This window comes from Bradyrhizobium cosmicum, assembly GCF_007290395.2.
GTDB classification, from domain to species: domain Bacteria; phylum Pseudomonadota; class Alphaproteobacteria; order Rhizobiales; family Xanthobacteraceae; genus Bradyrhizobium; species Bradyrhizobium cosmicum.
The window spans coordinates 1,959,341-1,973,998 of record NZ_CP041656.2; the positions used below are offsets into that span (position 1 = coordinate 1,959,341).

Annotated in this window: 17 protein-coding genes and 1 other RNA gene; 11 read left to right on the top strand and 7 right to left on the bottom strand. The window is 64.1% G+C overall.

The window, feature by feature from the left end; genetic code table 11:
* The first annotated feature begins 100 nt into the window (after positions 1-100).
* From FNV92_RS09180 to FNV92_RS09190, 3 genes are read left to right on the top strand one after another with little or no spacing between them, the layout of a single operon-like run.
* Complete coding sequence (locus tag FNV92_RS09180) at positions 101-619, top strand: cupin domain-containing protein (RefSeq protein ID WP_168213286.1); 519 nt, start codon at positions 101-103, stop codon at positions 617-619.
* On the top strand, positions 619-1,770 hold the full coding sequence (locus FNV92_RS09185) for an FAD-dependent oxidoreductase (protein ID WP_015684359.1): 1,152 nt from the start codon (positions 619-621) through the stop codon (positions 1,768-1,770). The genes FNV92_RS09180 and FNV92_RS09185 overlap by 1 nt, the downstream gene beginning before the upstream one ends.
* A 30-nt stretch (positions 1,771-1,800) precedes the next feature.
* Positions 1,801-2,085 carry a hypothetical protein gene (locus FNV92_RS09190; protein ID WP_015684360.1) on the top strand — a complete coding sequence of 95 codons (285 nt, stop codon included), beginning with the start codon at positions 1,801-1,803 and terminating at the stop codon, positions 2,083-2,085.
* Positions 2,086-2,321: 236 nt separating this feature from the next.
* Here the strand turns inward: FNV92_RS09190 and feoB are convergent, their stop codons facing one another.
* From feoB to ssrA, 7 genes are all read right to left on the bottom strand, one after another.
* The gene (gene feoB / locus FNV92_RS09195; RefSeq protein ID WP_143841241.1) at positions 2,322-4,193 is read right to left on the bottom strand and encodes a ferrous iron transporter B; all 1,872 of its coding nucleotides are present in this window, start codon (positions 4,191-4,193) and stop codon (positions 2,322-2,324) included.
* Between the two features lie 21 nt (positions 4,194-4,214).
* On the bottom strand, positions 4,215-4,490 hold the full coding sequence (locus FNV92_RS09200) for a FeoA family protein (RefSeq protein ID WP_015684362.1): 276 nt from the start codon (positions 4,488-4,490) through the stop codon (positions 4,215-4,217).
* A gap of 116 nt (positions 4,491-4,606) precedes the next feature.
* The gene (locus tag FNV92_RS09205; RefSeq protein WP_014493044.1) at positions 4,607-4,861 is read right to left on the bottom strand and encodes a ribbon-helix-helix domain-containing protein; all 255 of its coding nucleotides are present in this window, start codon (positions 4,859-4,861) and stop codon (positions 4,607-4,609) included.
* Positions 4,858-5,046 carry a DUF4169 family protein gene (locus FNV92_RS09210; RefSeq protein WP_015684363.1) on the bottom strand — a complete coding sequence of 63 codons (189 nt, stop codon included), beginning with the start codon at positions 5,044-5,046 and terminating at the stop codon, positions 4,858-4,860. The genes FNV92_RS09205 and FNV92_RS09210 overlap by 4 nt, the downstream gene beginning before the upstream one ends.
* Positions 5,047-5,324: 278 nt before the next feature.
* On the bottom strand, positions 5,325-6,773 hold the full coding sequence (gene fumC / locus FNV92_RS09215; protein ID WP_143841240.1) for a class II fumarate hydratase: 1,449 nt from the start codon (positions 6,771-6,773) through the stop codon (positions 5,325-5,327).
* A gap of 87 nt (positions 6,774-6,860) precedes the next feature.
* Positions 6,861-7,379, bottom strand: coding sequence for an SspB family protein (locus FNV92_RS09220; protein WP_143841239.1), 519 nt, complete (start codon positions 7,377-7,379; stop codon positions 6,861-6,863).
* A gap of 114 nt (positions 7,380-7,493) precedes the next feature.
* Positions 7,494-7,869: a transfer-messenger RNA gene (gene ssrA / locus FNV92_RS09225) on the bottom strand.
* A 96-nt stretch (positions 7,870-7,965) separates the two neighbouring features.
* Here ssrA and FNV92_RS09230 point away from each other — a divergent pair.
* From FNV92_RS09230 to FNV92_RS09265, 8 genes are all read left to right on the top strand, one after another.
* Positions 7,966-8,571 (top strand): chromate transporter, encoded by a 606-nt coding sequence (locus FNV92_RS09230; RefSeq protein ID WP_143841238.1) that lies wholly within the window; start codon positions 7,966-7,968, stop codon positions 8,569-8,571.
* The gene (locus tag FNV92_RS09235) at positions 8,568-9,098 is read left to right on the top strand and encodes a chromate transporter (protein ID WP_015684367.1); all 531 of its coding nucleotides are present in this window, start codon (positions 8,568-8,570) and stop codon (positions 9,096-9,098) included. The genes FNV92_RS09230 and FNV92_RS09235 overlap by 4 nt, the downstream gene beginning before the upstream one ends.
* A 96-nt stretch (positions 9,099-9,194) precedes the next feature.
* Positions 9,195-9,956: a tripartite tricarboxylate transporter TctB family protein gene (locus FNV92_RS09240; RefSeq protein ID WP_015684368.1), complete on the top strand. Its 762-nt coding sequence runs from the start codon at positions 9,195-9,197 to the stop codon at positions 9,954-9,956.
* A gap of 7 nt (positions 9,957-9,963) precedes the next feature.
* The gene (locus tag FNV92_RS09245; RefSeq protein ID WP_015684369.1) at positions 9,964-11,478 is read left to right on the top strand and encodes a tripartite tricarboxylate transporter permease; all 1,515 of its coding nucleotides are present in this window, start codon (positions 9,964-9,966) and stop codon (positions 11,476-11,478) included.
* 117 nt (positions 11,479-11,595) lie between these two features.
* Positions 11,596-12,579: a tripartite tricarboxylate transporter substrate binding protein BugD gene (locus FNV92_RS09250; RefSeq protein ID WP_143841237.1), complete on the top strand. Its 984-nt coding sequence runs from the start codon at positions 11,596-11,598 to the stop codon at positions 12,577-12,579.
* A gap of 170 nt (positions 12,580-12,749) precedes the next feature.
* A complete protein-coding gene (locus FNV92_RS09255; protein ID WP_143841236.1) occupies positions 12,750-13,544 on the top strand; it encodes a thymidylate synthase in 795 nt (264 codons plus the stop codon).
* A 5-nt stretch (positions 13,545-13,549) separates the two neighbouring features.
* The gene (locus tag FNV92_RS09260; RefSeq protein ID WP_143841235.1) at positions 13,550-14,035 is read left to right on the top strand and encodes a GNAT family N-acetyltransferase; all 486 of its coding nucleotides are present in this window, start codon (positions 13,550-13,552) and stop codon (positions 14,033-14,035) included.
* Positions 14,035-14,544: a dihydrofolate reductase gene (locus FNV92_RS09265; RefSeq protein WP_143841234.1), complete on the top strand. Its 510-nt coding sequence runs from the start codon at positions 14,035-14,037 to the stop codon at positions 14,542-14,544. Before FNV92_RS09260 ends, FNV92_RS09265 begins: the two co-directional genes overlap by 1 nt.
* The last annotated feature ends 114 nt before the right edge of the window (positions 14,545-14,658 follow it).

The following is a 14,658-nucleotide window of genomic DNA, read 5'->3' on the forward strand; positions in this document are numbered from 1 at the left end:
CGGTCCCGTTCGAAACGGAATGCGGTCGAGCCTGTCGATCCAGCAACGGACTTGCCGCAAGGCGCGAACGGCGCGCGAATGCTTTGGGAGAAATCCACCAATGAAGATCGAAACACATGTGTTGAAGGGTAACGGGCGCATCCCGAATTCGCGCCTGCCGGTCCTGATCTATCGCCAAGCCTTCGACATGCGGCCCCTCGATATCGAGGACCTATTCCGCAGGAACGAATGGCCGACGGACTGGCACAGCTCGTTTGGCATGTATCCGCGGCATCATTTTCACAGCGACACGCATGAATTGATCGCGGTGACCCGCGGCACACTGGTCGGCCGTTTCGGCGGGCCGGAGGGCGTATCCGTCACCATGACGAAGGGCGACTTCGTCGTGATCCCTGCGGGGGTCGGGCATTTCGGCGAGTCGATCACCGAAGATCTGCGCCTGACGGGTGCGTTTCCGCTCGGCCACGCCATTCACGACTTCAGGCTCGGCTATGTCGACGAATATGCGCGCATGGTCGAACGCAGCAGGCGCGTCGCCGTTCCTGTGTTCGATCCGCTCGAAGGTGCGTCGGGCTCGCTCCCGCAGATATGGCACGATGCGCTCGGAGGGATCCACTGATGCCCTCGGCTGAGATCGCAGGTGGCGGCATCGCGGGCCTTGTCGCGAGCATCCAGCTTGCCCGGAACGGTTGGTCCGTCAGATTGCACGAGCGTAGCGACGCCTTGCGCGCCGGTGGCAATGGACTGCCGATCTTCGAAAACGGGTTGCGCGTCCTCGAAGCCATGGGGCTTGGCGACGTCATCAAGACGCGGGGACATCAACTCAACAAGTGGATCATCCGGCTGAGCACCGGCCAGACGACGCATGAGTACGAGCCGTTTGCCGCAACGGGCGGCCGAATCGTGATGTTCCAGCGGCAGGCGCTGGTCGATCCTCTGGCTGAAGCGGCCGTCAAGGCGGGCGTGACCATCGAGGTCGGCTCGCGAGTCATCGGCGCCGAGCGTGACGGTGTGCTTCATCTGGACGGCGGGCGCCGGCTCGAGGCCGACCTCGTCGTCGCCGCCGACGGCATCCAGTCGGTCGTGAGAAAATCGGTGGCGGGCGTGCTTCCCCTCGGCAAGCACCGCAAGGGTGCGATCCGCCTGCTGATCCCGATCCATCCGGGCGATTTCCCTGACGGCAACGACCGCGTCGCCATCGAGTACAACGATCCCGGCGGACGACGCATCGGGCTTCTGCCGTGCTCGTCACAGACCATGTACATGATCCTGGTGGGGCTGCTCTCGGATTCCGATGCATTGAAGATGCCGATCGATCCGGAGCTCTGGAAGGAGACCTTCCCGACGCTCGGCCGCTATATCGACCGCGTCGGCACGGCCGGTCACTACGACGAATATCATTCCGTCTTCCCGCCGGCCTGGCACTACGGCAAATGCGTTCTGGTCGGCGACGCCGCGCACGGCATGACGCCGGCGCTGGGGCAGGGCGCGAACTCGGCGATGATGACGGCCTATTCGCTTGGGTCGAGCGATCTCCTGAAGGGATCATTGTCGGATGCTCTCACTGCGTGGGAAGCGAAGATCCGTCCCCTCGTGCACTTCACCCAGAAGTTCGCCGAAGGGATCACCGAGGGACGGCTCGATCCCAGGAACGATATCTTCTTCAGCGATCCCGCGCTCCGCCCCTTGCTGAGCGCCGATATTCCCAACATGCGCTTCGACATGCCGGACATGAACGCAGTGAACGCTCCGTCGCGCGGCCTCGCCTGACGCCATCCAACTTCGACGAAAGGGTCACCCATGTTTCAGAAACCGCCTGCTCCCGAACAATACGATACGCTGGCCGATACGTCCGGCTACGCCAAGCCCACCGATGATTTCGGTGACGTGACGATCGGCGATCCGCTCGAAAACCTGCAGAAATTGCGGCAGATGCTGATCGACAAGCGCCGCTATCTGGCCCAGGACGCGATGGTCTATCCCGTCGTCTTCCTCGGTCGCGCGCAGGACATCGCGGATGTGCAGAACCTGCTCAATTCGCTGGAGCAGGCCGTCGCGCACGAGCAGGCGCTACGGAGCTCGTGAGGGGAGAAGCGGTGTCGTTGCTGATTTCGGGATGATGCTATCATGCACCTGTTTTGCCCGACGGGTCAACGGATTTTCCGAAGTCTCATGGTGGGTGCGTGGCGAAACCCATCCTGCGAGCTGCGCTCCATCCGAGCTAAGGTCGGGTGATTTTCGCACGCACGTAAGCCATTGATTTCACAACCCCCATCTACTGTGCATGGGGTTGTTTTGGAGGTCTTTGGTTCGGAGGAGCTTTACCCCGCCCCGAGCGCCACTGCGACATTGTATGTCAGGAAGCTCGCCGCATAGGCCAGCACCAGCATGTAGCCGAACGTCACCGCCATCCAGGTCCAGCTTCCGGTCTCGCGGCGGATCACCGCCAGCGTCGAGGCGCATTGCGGGGCGAAGATGTACCAGGCCAGCATCGACAGCGCGGTGGCGAGCGACCATTTCGTCGCCAGCACCTGTCCGATCTGCTCGGCCGCTTCCTTGCCGCCCTCGATCGCATAGACGGTGCCGAGAGCGGCGACCGCGACCTCGCGCGCCGCCATGCCCGGGATCAGCGCCACCGCGATCTGCCAGTTGAAGCCCACGGGTGCGAGCAGCGGCTCGAGCGCCTTGCCGATGATGGCGGCGAGGCTGAAGTCGATGGCCGGCTCGGTCGCGCCCGCCGGGGGCTGCGGGAACGAGGCCAGGAACCAGATCAGCACCATCATCGAGAAGATCGTGGTGCCGGCGCGGTAAAGGAACATCTTGGCCCGCGTGTAGACGCCGATCGCGATCGATTTCAGCCGCGGCATCTTGTAGTCCGGCAGCTCCAGCATGAACGGCGCCGGCGCATAGTCGCGCAGCATGAAGAACTTGATCAGGAACGAGACGGCAAGCGCGCTGGTGATGCCCGCGGCGTAGAGGCCGAACATCACGAGGCCCTGGAGGTTGATGAAGCCCCAGATCTCCTTCGCCGGAATGAAGGCGGAGATGATCAGCGTGTAGACCGGAATGCGCGCCGAGCAGGTCATCAGCGGCGCGATCAGGATCGTGGTCAGCCGGTCGCGCTTGTTGTCGATCACGCGCGTCGCCATGATGCCGGGAATGGCGCAGGCAAAGCTCGACAGCAGCGGAATGAAGGCGCGGCCGTGCAGGCCGGCGCCGCCCATGATGCGGTCCATCAGGAACGCGGCGCGCGCCATGTAGCCGAAATCTTCCAGCAGCAGGATGAACAGGAAGATGATGATGATCTGCGGCAGGAACACGATGACGCTGCCGACGCCCGAGATGACGCCGTTCTGCAGGAAGCTCTGCAGCAGGCCGGCGGGCAGGGTAGCGTGCACCAGTTCGCCGAGCGCATCGAAGCCGGAGTTGAGCAGCTCCATCAGCGGCTGCGCCCAGGCGAACACCGCCTGGAACATCACGAACAGGATCAGCGCGAGCACGATCAGCCCGCCGACGGGGTGCAGCACCACGGCGTCGATCCGCGCGGTCCATGTGTCGGGCCGGCTTGGCAGGCTGACGCAATCGGCGATGATGCGGTCGGCCTCGCGCTGGGTGGCGCGCAGTTCGGCGACGCTGAGCGCGCGCCAGCTGTTCTCCTGCGGCTCGGCGGCGAGCTTTGCCGCGATCTCGTCGGTCAGCGCCAGCAGGTCGGCCGTGCCGCCCTTGCGCACCGCGATCGAGGTGACCACGGGCACGCCGAGCTCCCTGGCGAGCCGCTCGACGTCGACAGTGACGCCGCGGCGGGCGGCGATGTCGAACATGTTGAGCACCAGGATCATCGGCCGGCCGGTGCGCTTGAGCTCCAGCAGCAGGCGGATGGTCAGGCGCAGATTGGTGGAGTCCGCCACGCACAGCACGAGGTCGGGCACCGTCTCGCCGCTGGCCTTGCCGAGCACGAAGTCGCGGGTGATCTCCTCGTCCGGGCTGCGGCCGCGCAGCGAATAGGTGCCGGGCAGGTCGACCACGGAGACCTGGCGTCCGAGCGGCGTGACGAAGAAGCCTTCCTTGCGCTCGACGGTGACGCCCGGATAGTTCGCGACCTTTTGCCGGCTGCCGGTCAGGGCATTGAACAGCGACGTCTTGCCGCTGTTTGGCGTGCCGACCAGGGCGAGATGCAGCAGGGGCAGTTCCATGGAATCAAATATCCGGTCGCGTCAGGCGACGATGATGGCCATGGCTTCACGACGGCGGACCGCGATCGTGATGTTGTCGACCCGCACGGCAATCGGGTCGCGCCCGACCAGCCCCTCGTGCAGGACCTCGACCCGGGCCCCCTCGACGAAGCCGAGCTCGATCAGGCGGCTCTCCAGCTCGATGTCGGAGAGGGCCGAACCCGCATCCCCAGCGGAGAGGTGCTGAATGACACCGGTATAGCCGCGCTGGGCCAGGCCCAGCGGCATTTGCGAACGCGTATCATTGCTGTCGGTCATGCCCTGTATTTTCAATGCAGGGCATTGAGGTCAAGCTCGCTTCGCGCGCCGAGGCCGCACCTTAGAGTGATTTTAAAGTGCAGACGGCGGGGTGCTGCGGGAAAACGCCCCGGCGGCTACTGGGCCGGGACCTTTTCCGGCTGGATGGCGGCCATGGCGCGGCTCTTGAAGTAGTCGAGCACGAACAGGCGGATCGCCGAGGACAGGTTGCCCTGCTGGCGGTTGCCGTCGATTTCGCCGACGAGCTCGGACAGCGTCATGTTGCGCAGGCCCGAGATCTCCTTCATGCCGTTCCAGAATGCCTCTTCCAGGCTGACGCTGGTCTTGTGGCCTGCGACGACGATCGACCGTTTCACGACGGGCGATTTCATGGCTGCTCCTCGCGATCGATCTGATGCTGGTCCAGGTGCTCCTTCGCCCTGTCCGCGCGGGTCTCCTCCGCCGACCGCTCCGCCTTGGTGCGGCCGAACTTCGCCCGATTGGCGTCCGCCTGCTTCGCCGAGGTTTCCCGTTCGGCGCGCTTCCTGAAACGATTCAGGTTGATGACGTTCCCCATGCCGCGTCTCCATCATCCGCTCCTCTTCAGGCAGGATGAAACTTCCAGAAACAAGGCGCCGCGTTGCGCCCCACAAGACTTGATCGCCATTCGCTTGTCCTCGTCAATCGGCCCCTCGGGCCATCAAACGATGAATTTCGCCCCGTCAAGGGCGGATGGACCTGCGTAGCACGCCGTCCCGCCGCGACATTGACGGTAATCAAATCCTACCCCCCAGGCCTCACATTTGTGTGCCCCGGGGCTCCGTATCATTACGGATGGCTATCGGAATTCGGAGTTCACCCGGGCCGCGTCATTTTCTCCGGCTGCACCAGGCGGTCGAACTCCTCTGCGGAGACCAAGCCGAGACGGAGCGCCTCCTCCTTCAGCGTGGTCCCGTTGGCATGCGCGGTCTTGGCCACCTTGGCGGCGTTGTCGTAGCCGATCTTGGGGGCGAGCGCCGTCACCAGCATCAGCGAGCGCTGCATCAGCTCCTTGATGCGCTTCTCGTCGGCGCGGATGCCGCTGACGCAATGCTCGGTGAAGGAGCGTGCGGCATCGGCCATCAGGCGGATCGAGTGCAGCATGTTGTAGGCCAGCACGGGCTTGTAGACGTTGAGCTCGAAATGGCCCTGGCTGCCGGCGACCGTGATGGCGGTGTGGTTGCCGAACACCTGGCAGCACACCATGGTCATTGCCTCGCACTGCGTCGGGTTGACCTTGCCCGGCATGATCGAGGAGCCCGGCTCGTTCTCCGGCAGGATCAACTCGCCGAGGCCCGAACGCGGGCCCGATCCGAGCAGGCGGATGTCGTTGGCGATCTTGAACAGGCCTGTCGCGACCGAGTTGATGGCGCCGTGCGCCAGCACATAGGCGTCGTTCGAGGCCAGCGCCTCGAATTTGTTGGCAGCGCTGGTGAAGGGGAGCTTCGTGATCCCGGCAGCGTGCTTTGCGAACAGTTTTGCAAAGCGAGGGCTCGAATTGAGGCCGGTGCCGACGGCGGTGCCGCCCTGCGCCAGCGGATAGAGCTCCTTCACCGCGACCTTGAGCCGGGCGATGCCGCTTTCGACCTGCGCGGCATAGCCGGAGAACTCCTGGCCGAGCGTCAGGGGCGTCGCGTCCTGGGTGTGGGTGCGGCCGATCTTGACGATCTTGGCGAACTCTTTCTCCTTCTTGCGCAGCGCGCGGAGCAGCTCGCCAAGGGCAGGGACGAGATCGGCATGGATGCGGCTTGCGGCCGCGATATGCATGGCGGTCGGGAACGAGTCGTTCGACGACTGGCTCATGTTGACGTGATCGTTGGGATGCACCGGCTTCTTGGCGCCGAGCTCGCCGCCGAGCAACTCGTTGGCGCGGTTGGCGATCACTTCGTTGAGGTTCATGTTGCTCTGCGTGCCCGAGCCGGTCTGCCACACCACGAGCGGAAAATGGTCGTCCAGCTTGCCCTCGATCACCTCGCGGGCGGCGCGGATGATGGCGTTGGCGCGGCGCTGGTCGAGCAGGCCGAGCTCGAGGTTCGACTGTGCGGCGGCGAGCTTGACGATGCCGAGCGCGTGCACGAGCGAGATCGGCATGCGGTCGATGCCGATGCGGAAATTCTGGCGCGAGCGCTCGGTCTGCGCCCCCCAATAGCGATCGGCGGGGACCTCGATCGGACCAAAGCTGTCGGTCTCGATGCGGGTGGCGGGGCGGGCGGTCTTCGAGTTGGTCGGATTGGAGCGGGCAGCTTTGGCCATGAGCACATCCATTCTGCCGCGCGAAACGCCACGGCCTGTTGATGTGCTCTTCTATATAGGCAGTTTGGCCGGGCGCGACGGCCTCGCGCCCAACCTAGATCATTTCTTGCGGAAACGATCGAGCCGCACGACCTCGGCGCCGCCCTGGCTCGGGGCCGGCGGCTCTTCCGTGCTGTCAGCGGGATCGGTCGCAGTTGCGGGCACCGCCACGGCCGACGGCGCGGGAGCGGCCGGCAATGTCTCGGGCGCCACTTCGGCGACGTCGGAGGTGTCGAACTGGAGGCCGAATTTCACGGACGGGTCGAGAAAGCTCTTGATGGCGCTGAACGGCACGATCAGCCGCTCCGGAATGCCGCCGAAGGACAAGCCGACCTCGAAGCGGTCCTCGAGCACGGTCAGGTCCCAGAACTGGTGCTGAAGAATGATCGTCATCTCTTCCGGGTACTGTGCGAGCAGTCGCGGCGAGATCTTCACGCCGTCGGCCTTCGATACGAAGGTGATGAAGAAATGATGCTCGCCCGGAAGCCCATGGGCCGCGGCATCGGTCAGTACCTTCCGCAGCACGCCGCGCAGCGCGTCGCGGGCCAGCACATCGTATCGGATATGATCGGTCGCCATGGTGGTCCTGTTGCATTCCAGGAGCTGGGCCCTGCCGGCCCGACTCGCCAAGCCGCAATAGTACCGCGCCTGACGGGTCAGCAGGAGTCCCCGCCGGGAATGAATTAAAAGGTAAGTGGAGGCTTCTGTTGCCAGGTGCCTCCGAACCCCGCCTAACGGAGCTTAACCCGTTAGGACTTCAGAATGGTCTTTCAAACTGCGTTACGCAGCCTGAGCAACCGGAGCAAAGTTGTCGTTGGCAACTATTGCATAGCCCGATAACGGCGGAACAATACCGGGAAAAAGTTCGCCCTTTACGCCCTCGTCGATCCTATTTCGCCCCCGCCAAAACCCGCCTTGCGGCAGGCTGAAGCCCGAAGATCGGTGGGCTTTGGTGGAGGCGCCGGGTACCGCCCCCGGGTCCGAATGGTTTATTGCGACGACCGTTTATTTCCATAGCCGGCGAACCGGCACCCCCAATATAGGGGGCAAAGGTTTCAAATGACAGGTGTTTCGAGCAGCCTTGGCGAGGTTCCCTTTGGATAGGTTCCGCACGGTCCTCGGTCTGATCTTGGCCCTGCAGCCGTCCGCGTTCTAAGCTCCTGACATGTCCACGGATTCAGCATCGGCCGCTCAAGAGCTGGGTATCCCCGCCATCCCAGCCCCACCACCTGGCTTGCCGGCACTGTTCCTGGCCTTTGCCCGGATGTCGCTGGCCGGTTTCGGCGGGGTCCTGGTGTTTGCCCGGCACGCCATCGTCGATCAGCATCGCTGGATGACGGCGGACGAGTTCAACGAGACCTTTGCGCTCTGCCATTTCCTGCCCGGGCCCAACATCGTCAATCTGTCGATGGTGTTCGGGTCGCGGCTGCGCGGGATTGCCGGCGGGGTTGCCGCCTTTACCGGGCTGTTGCTGCCACCGACGCTGATCATGACCGTGCTCGCCATCGCCTATGCCCGGTTCGGCGACGTGGACGTCTTGCGCCGCATCCTCGCGGGCATCTCCTGCGCGGCGGTCGGCCTCTTGATCGCGGTGGTCTTCCGCATGATGACGCCGCTGTTCAGGCGAATGGATGTCGTCGCGCTCATCCTGATGACCGGCGTATTCGCCGCCATCGGCGTGCTCCGCCTGCCGCTTCAGGCGGTGCTGCTGGTCGCGGTCCCCGTCAGTATCGGCGTGACCTTCCTGATGCGGCGGAAGGTAGCAGCATGAACAACCAGAATCCGATCTGGGCGCTGATCTCCACCTTTGGTTTGATGTCGCTGTTCGCGGTCGGCGGCGCTGCGGCAGCCGTCCCCGAGATGCACCGCATCGCGGTCGACGTGCACCACTGGATGACCGAGAAGCAGTTCGCCGACGCCTACGCGATCGCGCAACTCTCGCCAGGTCCAAACGTGCTTATCGTTACGTTAATCGGCTATGCCGTCGCCGGCATCCCCGGAGCGCTGGCGGCAACGCTGGCGATGTGCCTGCCGACGGCGCTGCTTGCCTATTATGTCAGCCGTCTCCTGAACCGGCCGAGCCGATCACGCTGGCCCGGGCTGATTCAGGCTGCACTGGTTCCGCTCTCGATCGGATTGATGGCGGCGAGCGCCCTGATCCTGGCCCAGTCGACCGATCGCACCATTGCTGCACTGCTTCTGACCGCGACGGTTGCAGTGATCGCCTCGGTCTCGCGCATCAATCCACTATGGCTTTTGCTCGCCGGGGGGCTGTTGGGTTTTGCTGGCATTGTGTGATGAAAATCGCTAGGCAGTGGTCCGGGCAAGGGGATCAACTTCCAAGCCGATTAGAACAACAGCGCTCGTGACTTAAGAGTCGCGGAGGAGACATGCATGGCCGATACGATGGGCCACTCAGCGACAGCCACCCGAAACACCTCGGTGGCGATCAGCTTTTGTCTGCTGGCCGTAGCGCCGCAGGTTTTCGAATTCATCTGGTCAATCGGGACGATTTTCGGGTGGGGCACGGGACGCGGCCCGGCCACCGTCCTGATCAGCCACGCTACCGCGCTGGTCGCGGGCGCCCCCGCGGTGCTGATCGGATCGATCGGCGGTGATACCAAGAAGGCGTCATCCGATGTGCTGCTGGCCCTGATCTATTCCTATCCGATACTTGCCGTGGCGATCGTCACCCTGTTCATGACCATCCGGTCGGCGCAGGACTATGTCGGCGGGATCGTTCTGATGGCGCTCGCCTTGTTCGCGCTGTGGGCCTCCAGCGATCTGCAGGGGATGCGCGGCTTCTCCTTCGGCGCGGGCACGGCGCCCCGGATGTTCGGCGGGCTGCTCGTGGCGCTTGGCGCCGCCATCGCGTTGACGGGACTGCTGACCGACGGACCGTCGATGGCGCATTATTCCTGGCGTGGGCCGCTGTTCGTGATGGCGGCGATCGTCTTCTTCGCGCTGGCGATCCGGCCGCTCGGCGTCGTGGTTTCGGCCTTTGCCAGCTTCATGATCGCGGCGACGGGATCGCACGAGACGCGCTGGCTGGAGGCCGTGATCGTCGGTGCCTGCCTGACGCTCGGCTGCGCGCTGCTGTTCCCTTACGTGCTCGGGCTGCCGATGCCGATGTTCCCGCGTTTCCTGATTCAGTGAGGGCGTAATGGATCTCTTTGCCAACCTCGCTCACGGCTTCGCCGTCGCGTTCTCCCCGATCAACCTCCTGATGTGCCTGATCGGTGCCCTCGTCGGCACGCTGGTCGGTGTTCTCCCGGGCATCGGCACCATCGCCACGGTCGCGATGCTGCTGCCGATCACTTTTGGTCTGCCGCCGGTCGGCGCGCTGATCATGCTCGCCGGCATCTATTATGGCGCCCAGTATGGCGGCTCGACCACGTCGATCCTGGTCAACATACCTGGTGAGGCGACATCGGTCGTCACCGCCATCGACGGTCACCAGATGGCCAAGCAGGGCCGTGCAGGTCCGGCACTGGCGATCGCGGCGATCGGCTCGTTCTTCGCCGGCTGCGTTGCGACCGTGCTCATTGCCGTTCTCGGCGCGCCGCTCACCAAGCTGGCGCTGGCGTTCGGCCCGGCCGAATATTTCTCGCTGATGGTGCTCGGCCTGATCTTTGCGGTGGTGCTGGCCAAGGGCTCGGTGCTGAAGGCGATCGCGATGATCGTGTTCGGCCTGCTCTTGTCGATGGTCGGCTCGGACATCGAGACCGGTGCTTCGCGCATGGCCTTCAACATTCCGGAGCTTGCCGACGGTCTCGGCTTCGCGACGGTGGCGATGGGCGTGTTCGGCTTTGCCGAGATCATCCGCAATCTCGACGCCGGCGCCGAGATGAATCGCGATCTCGTGCAGCAGAAGATCACCGGCCTGATGCCGACCAGGAAGGACCTGAAGGACTCGGCGCCCGCGATCCTGCGCGGCACCGCGCTCGGTTCTATCCTCGGCATTCTGCCGGGCGGCGGCGCGGTGATCGCGTCGTTTGCGGCCTACACGCTCGAGAAGAAGCTCGCCAGGGACCCGTCGCGGTTCGGCCGCGGCGCAATCGAGGGCGTGGCGGGGCCGGAAAGCGCCAACAACGCGGCGGCGCAGACGTCCTTCATTCCCCTGCTGACGCTCGGCATCCCGCCGAACGCGGTGATGGCGCTGATGGTCGGTGCGATGACCATTCACGGCATCGTGCCGGGCCCACAGGTGATGCAGAAGCAGCCCGACCTCGTCTGGGGCATGATCGCCTCGATGTGGATCGGCAACCTGATGCTGATCATCATCAACCTGCCGCTGGTCGGAATCTGGGTGCGACTGTTGCGCGTGCCTTACCGGCTGATGTTCCCCTCGATCGTGATCTTCTGCGCGATCGGCATCTACTCGGTGAACAACGCGCCGGTGGACGTCATTCTCGCAGGCGTGTTCGGTCTGGTCGGCTACTGGCTGATCAAGCACGATTTCGAGCCGGCTCCACTGCTGCTCGGCATGGTGCTGGGGCCGCTGATGGAAGAGAATCTGCGCCGCGCGCTGCTGATCTCGCGCGGCGACTGGAGCGTGTTCCTGACGCGTCCGCTGTCGGCGGTGCTGCTGGGGATCGCGGCCTTTCTTCTGGTGCTCACGGTGCTGCCCGCGTTGCGTTCCAAGCGCGACGAGGTGTTCACCGAATCCGAGAACTGAGCGCGCCTGCGTCGGCGCGCCGCATTCGGAAGTCGAATCGACTTGTGTGATGTCTTCGTGAAATGAAAATGCCGGCCTTTTTGGCCGGCATTTTTTTTCGTGTCCGGGGGGATCGAGATGACTTCCATTCGCACGCTTGCTGCGGGCGCATATGCAGCAGTGCTGGCGTCGCTGTGTTCCTTTGTCGCACCGGCAGAGGCGCAGACCTATCCGACGCGCGGCATCACCATGATCGTGCCGTTCGCCGCCGGCGGTCCGACCGACGTGATCTCGCGGATCGTCTCCTCGCATATGGCGCAGACGCTCGGGCAGAGCATCATCATCGAGAACGTCGTCGGCGCGGGCGGCACGACCGCGACCACGCGCGCCGCGCGGGCGGCCAATGACGGCTATACGCTCATCACCGGGCATATGGGCACACATGCGGCGTCGGTGCCGCTCTATCCGAAGCTCGCCTATCATCCCGAAAAGGACTTCGAGCCGATCGCGCTGCTCGCGGGCACGCCGATCCTGATCCTGGCGCGCAAGGACTTTCCGCCGAAGGACCTCAAGGAGTTCGTGACCTACGTGAAGGCCAACGCCGAAAAGGTGAACGCGGCGCATGCCGGAATCGGCTCGGTCTCGCACGTGTCCTGCGAACTGCTGCACGCCATCCTCGACATCAAGCCGGTCGGCGTGCCCTTCAACGGCACCGGCCCTGCGATGAACGCGCTGGTGGCCGGGCAGGTCGACTACATGTGCGACCAGATCGTCAACGCGGTGCCGCAGATCAACGCCGGCACCATCAAGGGCTATGCGATCGCAACGGCGGAGCGCAATCCGTCGCTGCCCAACGTTCCGACCACGGCGGAAGCCGGCCTGCCGGCGTTCCAGGCCCAGGCCTGGAACGCGATGTTCGCGCCGAAGGGAACTTCACCCGCGATCGTTGCAAGCCTGAACGCCGCGGCGATCAAGGCGCTCGACGACGACACCGTGAAGAAACGCCTGCTCGAACTCGGGAGTGTCATCCCGGCCCCCGCGGAACGGACGCCGGAAGCGCTCGCCACCCTCGTCAAGAACGAGATCGCGAAGTGGACACCGGTGCTCAAGCCGGCAAGTTAGCAAGCAGGATCAAGCCGATAGCCAAGGGGCGGGACGCGGGTTCCGCCCCTTGTCGTTTGCGCAGGAAACACTCATTTTTCCGGGTATAATCGATGCAGGCAGCGAATCGATGCTGTCGCAGCGCGGAGGTGGCCGTTAAGTTCGCCGCCTCCCCAAAGGCTCTATGGCACATGCACCAGTATCAGGACCTGCTCGAGCGGATTCTATCAGACGGCGCCGAGAAGACCGACCGGACCGGTACCGGGACGCTATCGATATTCGGCCATCAGATGCGCTTCAATCTGTCCGCCGGCTTCCCGATGCTGACCACCAAGCGGCTGCCGTTAAAGGCGATCGTGCATGAGCTGTTGTGGTTCCTGAAGGGCGACACCAACATCAAATATCTGCGCGACAACGGCGTCACCATCTGGGACGAGTGGGCGGACGCAAACGGCGATCTCGGCCCGGTCTATGGCCATCAATGGCGCTCCTGGCCCGCGCCGGACGGACGCAGCATCGATCAGATCACGAACGTGGTCGACATGATCAAGCGCAACCCGGACTCGCGCCGCCTGATCGTCTCGGCCTGGAATCCGGCCGAAGTCGACAAGATGGCGCTGCCGCCGTGCCACTGCCTGTTTCAGTTCTACGTCGCCAACGGCAAGCTGTCGTGCCAGCTCTACCAGCGCTCCGCCGACGTCTTCCTCGGCGTGCCCTTCAACATCGCCTCCTATGCGCTGCTCACCATGATGGTTGCGCAGGTCACGGGTCTGAAGCCTGGCGACTTCGTGCATTCGTTCGGCGACGCCCATCTCTATTCCAACCATCTGGAGCAGGCGAAGCTTCAGCTCACCCGCGCGCCGCGTGCGCTGCCGGTGATGCGGGTCAACCCCGATGTGAAGGACATCTTCTCCTTCCGCTTTGAGGATTTCGAGCTCGTCGGCTACGATCCGCATCCTCACATCAAGGCGGAAGTTGCGGTCTGACGCAGATGTCGCTCAACATCCGCCGCGTTCGCCCGGGCGAAGCCGGACTCGTTCTCGCCTTCATCCGCGAGCTCGCTGAATACGAAAAGCTCTCGCACGAGGTCGACGCGACCGAGGCGATGATCGGCGATGCGTTGTTCGGCGAGAGACCGCAACTCCATTGCGCCATCGCCGAGTGGAACGGCGAGCCGGTCGGCTTTGCCGTCTGGTTCGTCAATTTCTCCACCTTCAGCGGCCGCCACGGCATCTATCTCGAAGATCTCTACGTGCGGCCATCCCACCGGGGCAGGGGGCTCGGCAAGGAGCTGCTGGTCTATCTCGCGAAGGAATGCGTCGACAACGGCTGGTCGCGTTTGCAATGGGCGGTGCTCGACTGGAACGCGCCGTCGATCGCGTTCTACAAATCGCTCGGCGCCGTCATGATGGACGACTGGACGCTGTGCCGCGTCACTGGTCCTGCGTTGACGCGCCTCGCCGGGAGCGCGATCTGATGGAGATCGTCTTCGTGGTGGCGGTCGCGGAGAACGGCGTCATCGGCGCCGGCAACGCGATCCCGTGGCGATTGAAATCCGACATGGCGCGCTTCAAGGCGCTCACGATCGGCAAGCCCATAATCATGGGCCGCAAGACCTTCGAATCCCTGCGGCGTCCGCTGCCCAACCGCACCAACATCGTGATCACGCGCGATCCGGCTTATCGCGCCGCCGGCGCCGTCGTCACGACATCGTCCGCGGATGCGGGCGCGGTTGCGCTTGGCGATGCCCTGCGGCGTTCGGTCGCCGAGATCGCAGTGATCGGCGGCGCTGAGATCTATCGCCAATGGCTCGATCGCGCCGACCGCCTCGAAATCACCGAAGTGCATGCGCGGCCCGACGGCGACACGTATTTCGACATCGACAGGGCGGAATGGGATGAGGTCGGGCGCATTCGTCATTCTGCCGGACCCGAGGACAGCGCCGACTTCTCCTATGTGACATATCGTCGGCGGGCCTCCCATTAACCGCATTTGCCAATGTTAACATTGACTTTTCCGGCCCCGAGCTTAGCTCGAAGGACGGCGAGGGCTGCGTTGTAAGGGACCTGCCGGTCCCCTATAAAGCCGGACCGGACAATG